At 60.0% G+C, this 13,006-nt stretch carries 12 protein-coding genes; 4 read left to right on the top strand and 8 right to left on the bottom strand.

Annotation, left to right across the window (positions count from 1 at the left end; all coding sequences use genetic code 11):
- Both spoIIR and H4Q31_RS05295 read right to left on the bottom strand, forming a co-directional pair.
- The gene (gene spoIIR, locus H4Q31_RS05300; protein ID WP_185178027.1) at positions 1 to 735 is read right to left on the bottom strand and encodes a stage II sporulation protein R; all 735 of its coding nucleotides are present in this window, start codon (positions 733 to 735) and stop codon (positions 1 to 3) included.
- Between the two features lie 168 nt (positions 736 to 903).
- Positions 904 to 1,767, bottom strand: a complete 864-nt coding sequence (locus H4Q31_RS05295) for a LysR family transcriptional regulator (protein ID WP_185178026.1) — start codon at positions 1,765 to 1,767, stop codon at positions 904 to 906.
- 148 nt (positions 1,768 to 1,915) lie between these two features.
- Here H4Q31_RS05295 and H4Q31_RS05290 point away from each other — a divergent pair, with 148 nt between their 5' ends.
- Positions 1,916 to 2,893 (top strand): Gfo/Idh/MocA family protein, encoded by a 978-nt coding sequence (locus H4Q31_RS05290; RefSeq protein ID WP_185178025.1) that lies wholly within the window; start codon positions 1,916 to 1,918, stop codon positions 2,891 to 2,893.
- Positions 2,894 to 3,041: 148 nt separating this feature from the next.
- On the opposite strand, the gene prmC is transcribed toward H4Q31_RS05290, so the two are convergent.
- The 3 genes from prmC to H4Q31_RS05275 form a co-directional block, all read right to left on the bottom strand.
- Positions 3,042 to 3,923, bottom strand: coding sequence for a peptide chain release factor N(5)-glutamine methyltransferase (gene prmC / locus H4Q31_RS05285; protein WP_185178064.1), 882 nt, complete (start codon positions 3,921 to 3,923; stop codon positions 3,042 to 3,044).
- 698 nt (positions 3,924 to 4,621) lie between these two features.
- Positions 4,622 to 5,695, bottom strand: a complete 1,074-nt coding sequence (gene prfA / locus H4Q31_RS05280; protein ID WP_185178024.1) for a peptide chain release factor 1 — start codon at positions 5,693 to 5,695, stop codon at positions 4,622 to 4,624.
- Between the two features lie 81 nt (positions 5,696 to 5,776).
- Positions 5,777 to 6,661 (bottom strand): DMT family transporter, encoded by an 885-nt coding sequence (locus tag H4Q31_RS05275; protein ID WP_185178023.1) that lies wholly within the window; start codon positions 6,659 to 6,661, stop codon positions 5,777 to 5,779.
- A gap of 119 nt (positions 6,662 to 6,780) precedes the next feature.
- Here H4Q31_RS05275 and H4Q31_RS05270 point away from each other — a divergent pair, with 119 nt between their 5' ends.
- Positions 6,781 to 7,665 (top strand): LysR family transcriptional regulator, encoded by an 885-nt coding sequence (locus H4Q31_RS05270; protein WP_185178022.1) that lies wholly within the window; start codon positions 6,781 to 6,783, stop codon positions 7,663 to 7,665.
- Between the two features lie 112 nt (positions 7,666 to 7,777).
- On the opposite strand, the gene H4Q31_RS05265 is transcribed toward H4Q31_RS05270, so the two are convergent.
- Complete coding sequence (locus H4Q31_RS05265; RefSeq protein WP_185178021.1) at positions 7,778 to 9,790, bottom strand: YhgE/Pip domain-containing protein; 2,013 nt, start codon at positions 9,788 to 9,790, stop codon at positions 7,778 to 7,780.
- 202 nt (positions 9,791 to 9,992) lie between these two features.
- On the opposite strand from H4Q31_RS05265, the gene H4Q31_RS05260 reads away from it, so the two are divergent.
- Positions 9,993 to 10,439, top strand: coding sequence for a MarR family winged helix-turn-helix transcriptional regulator (locus H4Q31_RS05260; protein ID WP_245347258.1), 447 nt, complete (start codon positions 9,993 to 9,995; stop codon positions 10,437 to 10,439).
- Between the two features lie 66 nt (positions 10,440 to 10,505).
- Here H4Q31_RS05260 and H4Q31_RS05255 read toward each other — a convergent pair whose 3' ends face one another.
- Positions 10,506 to 11,360 carry a stalk domain-containing protein gene (locus H4Q31_RS05255; protein ID WP_185178019.1) on the bottom strand — a complete coding sequence of 285 codons (855 nt, stop codon included), beginning with the start codon at positions 11,358 to 11,360 and terminating at the stop codon, positions 10,506 to 10,508.
- A 160-nt stretch (positions 11,361 to 11,520) separates the two neighbouring features.
- Positions 11,521 to 12,621, bottom strand: coding sequence for a redox-regulated ATPase YchF (gene ychF, locus H4Q31_RS05250; protein ID WP_185178018.1), 1,101 nt, complete (start codon positions 12,619 to 12,621; stop codon positions 11,521 to 11,523).
- Positions 12,622 to 12,826: 205 nt separating this feature from the next.
- Here ychF and H4Q31_RS05245 point away from each other — a divergent pair, with 205 nt between their 5' ends.
- Positions 12,827 to 12,970, top strand: a complete 144-nt coding sequence (locus H4Q31_RS05245) for a hypothetical protein (RefSeq protein ID WP_185178017.1) — start codon at positions 12,827 to 12,829, stop codon at positions 12,968 to 12,970.
- Positions 12,971 to 13,006: the final 36 nt, after the last annotated feature.

The raw sequence follows: 13,006 nt of genomic DNA, 5'->3' as shown, positions 1-13,006 counted from the left end.
TTAAGAGAACAGGGAGGCCAGCCACGCGAACAGCTTCTTCAGCATCACGACGAGGAAGAATTCCGTCTTCGGCTCATCGCGATCCGGCGCAGCCTGCTGTGCAGCCGTTGCCGAGTCTTCATGAGACGCTTGGGCAACTGTATTAACGGCTTGCGTGGACTTCGCGGGCTTCGGCGCATCGGATCGCTCAGCGCCGTTCGCCTCAACACCTTTTTGACCCTGAGCATCTTCGTCCGAAGTCGCGCCAGCCAGACAGAGCGCCGGGAACAGCACGCACCACCAGTTCGCCCCTTCTCCTTCGCCCAGCGTGACGCGCAACGCTTCGTATTCGCCAGCCGGATAGACGCGGCCTTCGAACGTCTTGTCCGGGAATGGGACGACGGCCAGCTCAACCTTCGCGCCATAATCGGCGCCTTCCGCCTCCAGCACGCTGTCCGCCGCCTCTTGAATGTCCTGCAGGTGCGAACGAATGAGCGCTCTGGCGTCATCGATCGTGGAAGGCATCTTGCCCCAGGATACGATCTCCTCTGATACGCGGCTCTGAACCGCTCGCTTCACTGCCTGATCTTCATCGCTGTCCGAATTGGCAAGAATGCGAATCCGGATCGCTTCATCTGGAATGGCTCCTGCCCCAGAGGAAGCCGGGCCTGCCGCAGAAGAGAAATGGGAGGACACCGCCGTCCCGCCGATCAATACAACGGTCATAAGAATAATTGCCGGGATAAGACCACGCATCGTGCTCGCTCCTTGTGAGCGCCCGTCGGCGCCGTGCGATGCGTTCCGGAACGTCTTAGCCCTAGTATGTCCGGCAGCCGATTCTATAAACCTACGAATGGGGAAATGGTAGAGAAGTCACGGAGGCGCGGCGGGATGCGAAGGAATGCGATAGGATGCGACGCGAGATTACTTGCCGTGAAGGCGGAAAATGTACTGCATGAAGGCGGAAGCCCCGGGGGACAGCGGACGGCGAGAATGGGAGGAGAGGCCAATCGTGCGCAGCAGCCTCGGCATCAGCTCGCAGGTGCGGATACCTGGCATGCCGTCAGGTACGGACATCTTGGGCAATACGGTAATGCCGAGTCCGGATTGCACCATGGCCAATATCGCGAATGTGTCGCGAACGCCAAACTGATAAGGGGGCTGGCGGGCAGGATCGGGAAATAGCCGCTCCAGGAAGCGTTCGCAGCCGGTATCCCGAATGAAGGGCTCGTTCAGAAGCTGATCGACGGGAACTTCGGCCAGCTCCTTCAAGCTGTGGTCGTGCGGGATCACCGCCACGAGCGGCTCCTCCATGAGCGGAGTAAACTGAAGCGGCGCTTCGGCGAATACGTTAAAGCCGACATCGATAGATCCTTCCAGAAGCCAGCCGGCAATCTCTTCGTAATTGCCCTCCCGAAATTCAATGTCGATTCCGGGATAGAGGTCTTTGAATCCTTTGATTAGACGCGGCATATGCGCAGCCATGAAGCTGGGAAAGCAGCCGATCGTCAAAGCGCCGATCTGAACCCCCCGGATTGCGGCGGCCGCTTGCTGGAGCTGTTCCTCGCCTTGAAGCAATTCGCGGGCGAAGGGAAGAAGCGTCTGTCCGGCATCGGTTAAGGAGACCCCGGACTTGCTGCGGTGAAAGAGCGTCAGCCCCAATTCCGATTCCAGCGAAGCGAGATGCTGACTGACGGCGGATTGCGTGAGATTAAGCTGATCCCCCGCTTTGGTGATGCTTCCGCTGCGCGCAATGGCAAGGAAGACGCGTGCTTGAAGAAGAGTCAACCGATTCACCCTTTTCACCATTTATCAATTAGTAAATCTAATTATCTGGATTATAAACATTAATTTGTCTAATGGAAAGGAGCGTCTTACAATGGACCTATCTTCTTACATTGAGCCTATCTATTAAATAAGTCGGAGGCATACGCATATGGAGATGGACATGGATCAGATCAAAGTCGGCATCATTGGATTAGGCAGCGTCGGCAGCAAGGTCAAACAGGCTTTGGACGCTCACCCTGCCATGGAGGTCGCCGCGCTTTGCGAACAGAACCTTGATTTACTGCACAGCCACCTGGGTTCAAGCGAAGGGGTTGCCGCTTACAGCGATTATCGGTCCCTGCTGGAGAGAGAACAGGTCGACCTGATCTACCTCGCCGTTCCCCCGAAGCATCACCATGCGATAGCTTTGGATATTCTGCGCGCCGGGAAGCATCTTCTCTGCGAGAAGCCTCTTGCCAATTCGGTCGAGGAAGCCGAGGAGATGCTGGCGGCAGCCGACCGGGCCGGCGTGGTTCATGCGATGAATTTCCCTACCTATTATCGGCCTTCCGGCAGAGCGCTTCTGAATCTGGTTCGGGAAGGGAAGCTCGGCGCTATTCGCAAGATCGCGATCAAAGCCCATTTCCCGCAATGGCCGCGTTCTTGGCAGCGCAATTCGTGGATATCCTCCCGGGAGCAAGGCGGATTCGTAAGGGAAGTGCTTCCGCACTTCCTCCAGCTCGCGCATCGATGCTTCGGCAAGGCCGGCGAGATCATCACCCGGGTAGAGTATCCCGCCGACTCCGAGGCGTGCGAGACCGGCATTACCGCGTGGATGGCATTGACGGACGGCGGGAATGACCCGATTCCGGTGCTGATCGACGGATTAAGCCAGGCGGGCGTCAAGGAAGAAGCGTCCCTCACGATCTACGGCAGCGAGGGAACCGCTCAGTTGATCGATTGGTCTGGCCTGCGAATTGGCCGCGCCGAAGAAGACTTCACGGAACTTGCCCTGGAGCAGCATGACCATCTTCTCGAGCTGGTCGATCATGTAGCCAGAGCCATTCGAGGCGACCATCACGACCTGATCACCTTCCGCGAAGGACTCGAGGTCCAGAGAACGTTGGAGATGCTGAGGGGCAACTGAGGGGAAGATGAGGGGAAGATGAGGGGCAACTAAGAGGCAACTAAGAGGCAACTGAGGGGCGGCTGGGGCAAAAAGTAAGACGCCGCACGGCCTCCGGCGAGTAATGGGATTCCTCTCTTGGAGTCACGCGCGGCGTTGTCGCCTCGGTCTATTCGGAGCGGATCGCGAGGACATGCCGGTCGATGCCGGCGTAGTCGCGCACGAACCAGATCCGCTCCCACTCCGCGGCCTCGCGGAGCAGGGCGGCGGCGTCCTCGGCTTGCCCGGCGCCGACCTCCCACGCGACCAGCCGCGGCAAGCGCGGCAGACCGCGCAGCTGCGCCGCCATGCGGCGGTACGGCGCGAGCCCGTCCGGGCCGCCGTCCAGCGCGAGGCGCGGCTCGTGATCGCGCACCTCGCGCTGCAAGCCCGGCAGGTCGGCGGAGGGAATGTACGGCGGGTTGGACACGAGGATGTCCACCGCCAGCCCTGCCTCCCCGAACTGCCCGCCGCCCGCGCCGCCGACGAACGGCGCGAGCAGGTCCCCGCGGACGAACGTCACCCGTTCGTCCGCATCATTGGCGCGGGCATTGCCCCGCGCCACGGCAATCGCGTCCGCCGACAGGTCGGACGCGTACACGCGCCACGCCGGCCGCTCGGCCGCCAGCGTGACGGCGATGGCGCCGCTGCCCGTGCCGACGTCGAGCGCCGTCAGCGCACCGCCGCCGCATGCGGCCAGCACGGCCTCGACAAGCAGCTCCGTCTCCGGCCGCGGAATGAGCACGTCGGGCGTCACTTCGAACCAACGCCCGTAGAACGCTTGCCGGCCCATGATGTATTGGACCGGCTCACCCGCCGCCTTGCGCGCGAGGCTCCGCTCCCACGCCTCCAGCTTCGCCGCCGGCATCGGCTCGCGAAGATCGCGCAGCAGCTCGGCCTTGCCGATGCCAAGCGCATGCAGCAGCAGCAGCTCCGCGTTCGCGTCCTCTTCGCCGACGCCTGCTTCGCGCAGCTTCGCCGCGCCGGCGCGCCAGGCCTCGCCGATCGTCATCGGCCGGGGCGGTTCGTTCGCGCCCGACTCCAGTGCGTTCGGCTCTGCCACATTCGGATCCTCCGCGCTCGGCTCTGTCACATTCAGCTCCTCCGCGTTCGCTTCTGTCACATTCGGATCCTCCGCGCTCGCTTCTTGCACGCCTAGTTCCTTTGCGCTGGGGGCCTTCGCATTCCGCTTATTCACGCTTGGTTCCTCCACGCTCGGCTCCTTCATGCTCGGTTCCTTCACGCTTGGCTCCTCCATGCTCGGCTCCTCCGCGTTCAGCGCCGCGCTCTCCCGTTCCCGCTCCATCGTCAGCCGACTCCTCTCCCGCGCTCGCACTTCTTTCGTCATCTCAACCGTCTCCGGCGTTCAATATGTATTAAATTTAGCCCACATTTTCCGAATTTCTCACGATGGAGCAAATTATGCATTCCAAGCGCAGATGTATATTAATTTTAATACACAATCGCCGCCCTTTGCCCGATAGCGCTATGACCAGCCGGTCCATCTGCGCGCCGATCCGTCGGATCAAGCCAAACAGCAGCAGAAAGGCGGCCTCCCCCTCACTCGGAAGGGTTGGCCGCCGCCGCGCGTCTTATTCATCCGCAGGCCGTCAGCGCCAATCGTGCCGGACGATGCGCCCGAATGAGGGTGCCGCGCTCCGACCAACGCCCCGCTTCAAAAGCTGAGCACACAGCTCCATCGGTCCAGCCTTACGCCATGCCTTCCCGCTCCATCAGCTCGGTCTGCTCCGCCAGCGTGAGCGCCTGCACAATCTCGTTCATCTCGCCGTTCAGCACGGCGTCGAGCTTGTGCAGCGTCAAGCCGATGCGGTGGTCGGTCACCCGGCTCTGCGGGAAGTTGTACGTGCGGATCCGCTCGCTGCGGTCGCCCGTGCCGATCTTCTCCTTGCGTTCGCCCGCATACTTCGCTTCTTCTTCCTGCAGCTTAATATCCATGATGCGCGTCCGCAGCACCTGCAGCGCCTTCGCCTTGTTGTCGTTCTGCGACTTGCCGTCCTGACACGTCGCGACGATGCCCGTCGGAATGTGCGTGACGCGAACCGCCGACTTCGTCGTGTTGACGGACTGGCCGCCCGCTCCGCTGGAGCAGAACGTGTCGACGCGGATGTCCTTATCGAGAATCTCGATGTCGAGCTCTTCCGCCTCCGGCATGACGACGACGGTCGACGTCGACGTATGGATGCGTCCCCCCGACTCCGTCTCCGGCACGCGCTGCACGCGGTGAGCGCCGCTCTCGAACTTCATTTTGCTATATGCGCCGGCGCCGTTAATGGTGAAAATCACTTCTTTGAAGCCGCCCAGGTCGCTGACGCTCGCTTCCAGCAGCTCCGTCTTCCAGCCCTGGCTGTCCGCATACTTCGCGTACATCCGGTACAGCTCCGCCGCGAACAGGTTCGCCTCTTCCCCGCCAGCCGCGCCGCGGATCTCCACAATGACGTTCTTATCGTCGTTCGGGTCCTTCGGCAGCAGCAGAATACGGATCTGCTCCTCCAGCGACGTCTGCCGCTCCGACAGCTCCTCGATCTCGAGCTTCACCATCTCGCGCATCTCGTCGTCCAGCTTCTCTTCCAGCATGGCCTTGGCGCTCGTTAATTGTTCCATGACCGATTTATATTCCAAATAAGCCTGATAAGCCTCATTCAGATCCGATTGCTCCTTCGCATACGTGCGCAGACGTGTCGAATCGTTCACGACGTCCGGATCACACAGCAGCTCGCTCAGCTTCTCATATCGATCCGCCAACACTTGCAGACGGTCCAGCACTTCTCTTCAACCTCCGTAATAAGCTCCATTTATGCTGTGCAATATTATATCACAATTCGTTCGCATCGTGATGGGCTGGAATTAACGTTCAGCTGGAAGTATTCGCGATTGCGTCCGCGGCTTCGGCTGCCAATTGACCAAGAAGATGCCGATGCCGATCAAGACGCCGCCCGCCCCGACATACCAGTGAAGGCGCTCGCCCATAATCGCCCAGCCGCCAAGCACGCCGAAGAAAGGCGCCAGGAACATGAACGCGCTCGTGCGCGCCGGATCGCTGTTCCGAAGCAGGTAAGTCCAGATCGTGAACTGCACGACGGAATTCATCAAGATCAGCCACAGCAGCGAGCCGATCGTCGTTCCATCGAATGTCAGATGCGGGCTCTCCGAAGTCAAGCTTAGGACAAACAATGCGATACTTCCGAAAATCATCTGATAGGCCGTCATGACGAAGCTGTCATACGCGCCGCCCCAGCGCTTGATCAATAACGTCGATGCCGCGAAGAACAACGCCCCCAGCAAGCCGATGAACGTACCCGGCTGCACCTGGAAGTGCGTGCCGAAGGTCGCCGCCACGCCGAGCAGTCCGATGAGCACCCCGATCCACTGCTTCGCTCCATAGCGCGCTCCCAGGAACGCCGTGCCCAGCACGATGACCAGCAGCGGATTGACGAACGTCAGGATGGCGGATTCGCCGGATGTAATCCAATGCATGCTGTAGTAGGCGCAACCCATAACGCCCGCGCAATTGCATACCCCGATGACCGCCAGCCTCAGCCACGAATGGCAGCCGCGAGGCTGCGGCCTTCGCGCCGTGGCCAGCGCCATGCCGGCGCCCGCGACGGCGAACCGGACGGCCATCAGCAGGAAGGGGCTGGCGCCTTCCATGCCAAGCCTGCCGACCGGGAACGCCAATCCGCCGAGCAGCGTCATCGCGAGAATAAGTGAAGCATATAGCATACGGTTCATTTCCATCTGCCTCCCACACCTTCTATGATATTTGCTATTGTATTCGATCCTTGGTTTCATATAAAATAATTAGAAATAATATCAGCCATCATTCATATCGATATCAAGGAGGGAAGGCAATGGAAAGCGGAGATTTGCGAGTCTTTCAAGCCGTCGCGAATGAAGGCTCCATCACGAAGGCGGCAGCTAAGCTGAATTACGTCCAATCCAATGTCACCGCGCGAATTCAGCAATTGGAGACGGATCTGCAGACTGTGCTGTTCTATCGGCACAATCGAGGCATGACGCTCACCTCCAGCGGCAAGTCGCTCCTTACCTATGCCGACAAGATTCTGGGTCTCTTGGAGGAAGCGGCGCAGGCCGTCACCTCGTCGAGCGAGCCTCGAGGGACGCTGGCTATCGGTTCGACGCAGACGAGCGCCGCGGTGCGGCTGCCGAAGCTGCTCGCAAGCTACCACAAGCGCTATCCCGAAGTGGAGATCACGCTGACGACCGAGAACAGCATCCCGATGGAGGAACGGATTCTGCGCTACGAAGTAGACGGGGCATTCCTCGCGGGACCAGTGGAGCACGAGGATCTCCTGGCGATTCCGGCCTTCGACGAAGAGATGGTGATCGTCTCGGATGCCGGGGTGGATCGGCTGATGGATGCGGCCCCCAAGCCTGTTCTCGTATTCGCCGGGCGCTGTTATTATCGGCAGATGATGGAGAAGTGGCTGAAGGCTAACGCATGGTCCAAACTGCGAATGATGGAGTTCGGCACTCTAGAGGCGATTATAGGGGGCGTCGAAGCCGGCCTTGGCATATCGATGCTGGCCAGGTCCGTCGTAGCCAAGAAAGCGGAGGAAGGGACGCTGCGGATTCACGAGCTCCCGGCACCCGACCGCCGATTGCGCACGAGCTTCGTGATGCGGAAGGACGCCTTCGTCAGCCGGCCGCTGCAATTGCTGCTGGAGGAGCTGGAAGCGGCGCGGGATCTGAATCTCATCTCGAACGCCTCTTAAATGAATCCGCCCAATGCGCCCCAACAATAAACGGGCCGATCCGCCCGGTCTTAAGCAAAGACCGGGCGGATCGGCCCGTTAACGTTCAAGCGGCCAACCGCCGCCTTCCCGCTTAATGCGCTCCCGCAGCCTTCGGCTGCAGCTTGCCGGATTGGGATGCCATCAAGTTGCGAATGAGCATCACGACGATGAATCCGGCCAAGAAGGCCAGCAGGATGCCGAAGTTCTTCCAATATACGCTCCATTCGCCCGTCGAGATCGCCGCATGGAAGCCGCGCTGCACGTAGGTCATCGGCAGGCATCGGCCGATCGCCTGAATCCACTGCGGCGCCAGCTCGAATGGGAACGTGCCTCCGCTCGACGAGAGCTGCGTGACGACCAGCGCGACGCCGAGCAGCTTGCCGAACGTGCCCAGCAAGACCACGAGCATCATGATCAGCGTCATGAAGGTCAACGAGACAAGCAGACTGTACAGCAGCATCATCGGAAGGTTGACCGGCTTAATGCCGAAGGCGAACAATAGCAGCGCGTTCACGATAATCGTCTGCACAACGGAGATGACATAGAACACCCCCATCTTGCTAAACGTAAACTTCAAGCCGCCTACCTGCGGGCTCGCCGGGAAGTTAAACGGAATGATGTTGAATGCCATCAGACCGCCGACCAGAAGGCCGAGAGCCAAGAAGTACGGCGCCGATCCCGTGCCGTAGTTCGGCACCCCGGATATCGGCTGCTCGACTAGTTGAATCGGCTGCGCATACATGTTCAGCATCTCGTCGCTGGCTCCGGCGCCTGCCGATTGGGCCGCGGCGTCCTGCAATTGGCCGCTCAGCTCCTGCGAGCCGTTGACCAAGCTGACGAACCCTTGCGCAAGCGCCTCCGCCCCGGTGTTCAATTGCGCGGAGCCGTCGGCCAGCGAGTGGAGCCCGGCGCCGAACGCGCTAAAGCCTTGGCTCCAAGACCCAAGCCCAGCGTTGAATTGGCTCATGCCCGCGGCCAGCTCCGAACCGCCCTTCGCGCTAGCCGCAAGGCTCGACGATACGGCCTCCAAGCTGTTGGTCAGCTTGGTATGGCCTGCGCTCAAGCCTGCAGCCGACTTGGCCAGCTGAGCCGCCGCCTGTTGCGACGCAGAGCTGTCTGCTTCCAGTTGTTCGCTCGACTTCATGATAGCGGCCAGCGCCTCATCCGACGCTAGATCGGGATGCTCGCCGGCGAACTTCTTGAGAGCTTCGCTCAATTGAACGGCTTCATCCGAAGCTCCGGCCGCCCGCTTCTGCTCATCGCTTAATCCAGCCGCCAGCTGCGCCAGATTCGCGTCTACGCCCGCGCTGCTCTTGGCCAGCTGCGCCTCGGCGGCGTCCAGCTTGCCCAAGCCGCCGGACAGCGATGCGGCGCCATCCTGCAGTTGCTCCGCGCTCTGCCGCAGCTTCTTCATCCCGTCGGCGAGCGGGGATAGACCATCCTCCAGCTTGTAGGCGCCGTCCTTCAGCGAGCCGATGCCGGCCTCCAGCTGGTCGGCTCCTTCTTTGGCGCTAGCCGCGCCTTCGGACAGCTTGCCTGCGCCTTCGCCTGCTTGCGCGAAGCCGTCGGATAGCTGCCGGATGCTGTCCATTACCGTCGTCGTATAAGTCTTAATAATGTTCTGGCTGACTTCATCCTTCAGCTTCGTCAAGGCGGAGCTGCCGATCTGGCCGGACACGTAGTTGTTGCCCGGATTGGTCTTGTAGATCAGCTGCGCCTGCTCGGGATGATCGCCGTTCAGCGACGCGATATTCGCGGAGAAGTTCTCCGGAATCACTATGCTTAGATAGTACTCTCCCGTCTCCAGTCCTTCGTCCGCTTCCTCCAGATTAACGAAGCGATAATCGAAGCTGTTCGTCCGCTTCAGCTCGTCGACCATATCCTTGCCGACATCGAGCTGCTGCCCGGAGATCGCCGCTCCGTGATCCAGGTTGACGACCGCAACCGGGAGCTTGTCGAGCTTGTCATACGGATTCCAGTAGCCTGACAGGAACATCCCTGCATAGAGCACCGGAACGAGCAGCAGGATCGCCACCGCTATGCGAAGTTGCTTGTGGTTCAGGATGAAATGCCAGTCGTGCCTAAACAAACTTTTCTGACGCATGAACACGATCTTCCCCTTGCCTATAAATTCATCATCATGCCTCGTCGGCGAATCATCGGTTGCATGATACAACCTTAACATTGTATGATACAAGTTATTAAGCGTCAATGGAAAAATCAGCAGGCGAACAACCTTGCACCTGCCGTCTATCAACGGTAAGCTAGAAATAAGGATGACATTCGGAACGGGAGTGGCCATGGAGATGGGAGATGAAGTGTTCGACGCCATTGAGATGGAGATCGCCATCTTCATGCGTCGCGCGGAAGCGGTTCGATTAGCCGGCCTGAGCGGCATCGAGCTGGATCGTTCAGCATATCTGCTGCTTCGGTACTTGGAACGCAAAGGACCCGTCGGCATCAAGGCGCTTGCCGATGAGCTGCAGCTGGACATCTCGACGGCCAGCCGTCAGACGGCTGCGCTCGAATCCAAAGGGTATGTCGAGCGGATGGCAGACCCTCAAGACGCGCGGGTCAGCCTGCTGCGGATTACCGACGGCGTGCCGGCCATGCTGACGGAGGTGCGACGGAGCCGCAAAGAGTTCTATGCCAAGCTGCTGAACGAGTGGCCTGAGGAAGACTGCCGCAAGCTCGGCGAGCTGCTCGGCAAGTTCAATCGGACAGCTGAACAGAGACAACGGCGCAGAGGGTAACAAATAGAGGCGTTCACCGGCAGCTTGGCTGCCTTGCGAACGCCTCTTCTGTCTATTCGGAGAGGATTATTGCCCCAGGAAGCCTTCTGCGATCGAATCGCCGTCCAGCACCACGATCAGCGCTGCCGAGCTTTGCGGAGGAAGGCTCCGCGTCTCGATCGGTCCGTAATAAGCGCGAACCTTCGTCCCTTCCTTCAGATCCTCCAGCTTCACTGACTCGCCGTTCTTCTTCACGACCAGCGTATCGTCGCTAACGTTCAGCACGACGGAGGAAGCGGAGAACTCGCCGTTCTCATCTATCGGCGCGCCAAGCTGCACCTGCCAGCCGCGCTTGGTCAGTTCTACTCGGCTGACCGTATCTTCCTTGACCAGATGATCTACGCCGATCACGATCTTGGAAGCGGACGATTGGCCCGGATAGCTCATCGCGATGATCGGACCGTAGTCGGCCGTAATATGCGTGCCTTCCTTGATGTCGCTGACGGTCTTAACAGCGCCGCTCTCGTCGGTGATCGCCGTGTCGCTGTCAGCATAGAGCATCATCCATTGCGCGCCCCCTGCGCCGCGGACTTCCAACCGCGTCGGGCCGCCGTCCGTCGCTTGGGATACGCCCACGACGACGCCGGACATTTGGATTGCCTCCAGTTCATCTTCCACAGGTTCAGGCGTAGACAGCTCGATTTGTTTGCCTTGTACGTTAATCGTATAGCCGAGCGCGTCTGCCGCATCCCGAACCGGCACATAAGCTCTGCCGTTTATGTAGACCGGTTCAATCGCCGTCGCTTCGCCGTTAACAGTAATTTGCACGTCCGAACGCAGCAATCCGGCAACCTTCTCTTGCAGCCCGGAAGCGCCTACCGCTGCCGAAGCGCCGAGTACGCCGGCCGCCGTCAATACGAGCAATGCTTGCTTGTGCTTCATGTAATCCCTTCTCCTCCCACATCTTGGCTGTATGGTCTTGCATGATCCCTGACGGAGCTGAAGAGTCAAATGTTGCACCCGGCGTTTGAGAAAGCAAACAGCCCCCGGCCACAAAGCCGGAGGCTGCGATTCGTGCTTGTCGGCGAGCGGATCGCCTTCCTTAGACGTTAAAGCGGAAATGCATGACGTCGCCGTCGGCGACCACGTACTCCTTGCCTTCCAAGCGAAGCTGGCCCTTGTCGCGGGCAGCTCCCATAGAGCCGGCGGTCACGAGGTCTTCGTAGGAGACGACCTCGGCGCGGATGAAGCCGCGTTCGAAGTCGGTGTGGATGACAGCGGCCGCTTGCGGCGCCTTCGTCCCCTTGCGGATCGTCCATGCGCGGACTTCTTGCACGCCGGCCGTGAAGTAGGTGTACAAGCCAAGCAGCTTGTAAGCGGCGCGGATGAGACGATCGAGGCCGGATTCGGCAAGGCCAAGCTCTTCGAGGAACATTGCCTTGTCTTCGCCTTCCAATTCCGCGATCTCCGACTCCACCTTCGCGCTGATCGGCACGACCTCGGAGTTCTCCGCCGCCGCGAATTCGCGAACCTTCTGCACGTAAGGGTTGGCGTCGGCATTCGCCGCTTCGCTCTCATGAACGTTAGCCGCATAGAGCACCGGTTTGATCGTCAGCAGATGGAGGTCGCGGATGACCAGCTTCTCCTCATCGGAGAGCTCGACGCTGCGCGCCGGCTTCTCGTTGATCAGCGCGGCGCGGACGCGCTCCAGCACTTCCAGCTCCTGCGCGTACTTCTTGTCGCCGCCCTTCATGTTCTTGCGGCTGCGGTCGATCCGCTTCTCCACCGAGTCGATGTCCGCCAGAATAAGCTCGAGGTTGATTACCTCGATATCGTTGATCGGGTCGATCTTGCCCGACACGTGGGTGATGTTCTCGTCGACGAAGCAGCGAACGACGTGAACGATCGCATCGACCTCGCGGATGTTGGCGAGGAACTTGTTGCCCAAGCCTTCGCCGCGGCTGGCGCCCTTCACCAGACCGGCGATATCGACGAATTCGAAGGCAGTCGGCACGATCCGGTTCGGATTCACGATCGCCGCCAGCTTCTGCAGCCGCTCGTCCGGCACTTCAACGACGCCGACGTTCGGGTCGATCGTGCAGAACGGATAGTTGGCCGACTCAGCGCCGGCTTGCGTAATCGCGTTAAATAACGTCGACTTGCCTACGTTAGGAAGACCGACGATGCCACAGGATAAAGCCATTGCTCGTACACTCCTGACTTGGCGCGTTCGCCGTCGGACCTGGCCGGCCCGCGGGATAGCGCTCGTTCAATTCTCAGGTCATTATACCGGAATGACGGACGCTGCGTCTACTTGTTCCCCTGCCCGGATAATGGACGGCGCCGCGGCGCACAATGAGGAGCAGCGGCTGTACCGCATTCGCCGCCTGCCAAGGAGGGAATCGAGCATGGAGAACGATACGCATCGCGGCAACTATAAGGGCACGACGAACATGCACGCCAAGAACCAGGACATGGCGTTCGTCAACGATACGCTGGAGAATACGAAGTCAGTAGCCCCCGTTCCGCAGAAAAAGAAAAAGACAGATTAAGCCGAACGTACGGCAGCATCAGAGAGAATGGAACAA

It is taken from the genome of Cohnella lubricantis (genome assembly GCF_014212015.1).
GTDB classification, from domain to species: Bacteria; Bacillota; Bacilli; order Paenibacillales; family Paenibacillaceae; genus Cohnella; species Cohnella lubricantis.
The sequence above is the reverse complement of the archived record's forward strand: the minus strand, read 5'-3'. Positions and strand labels throughout refer to the sequence as shown.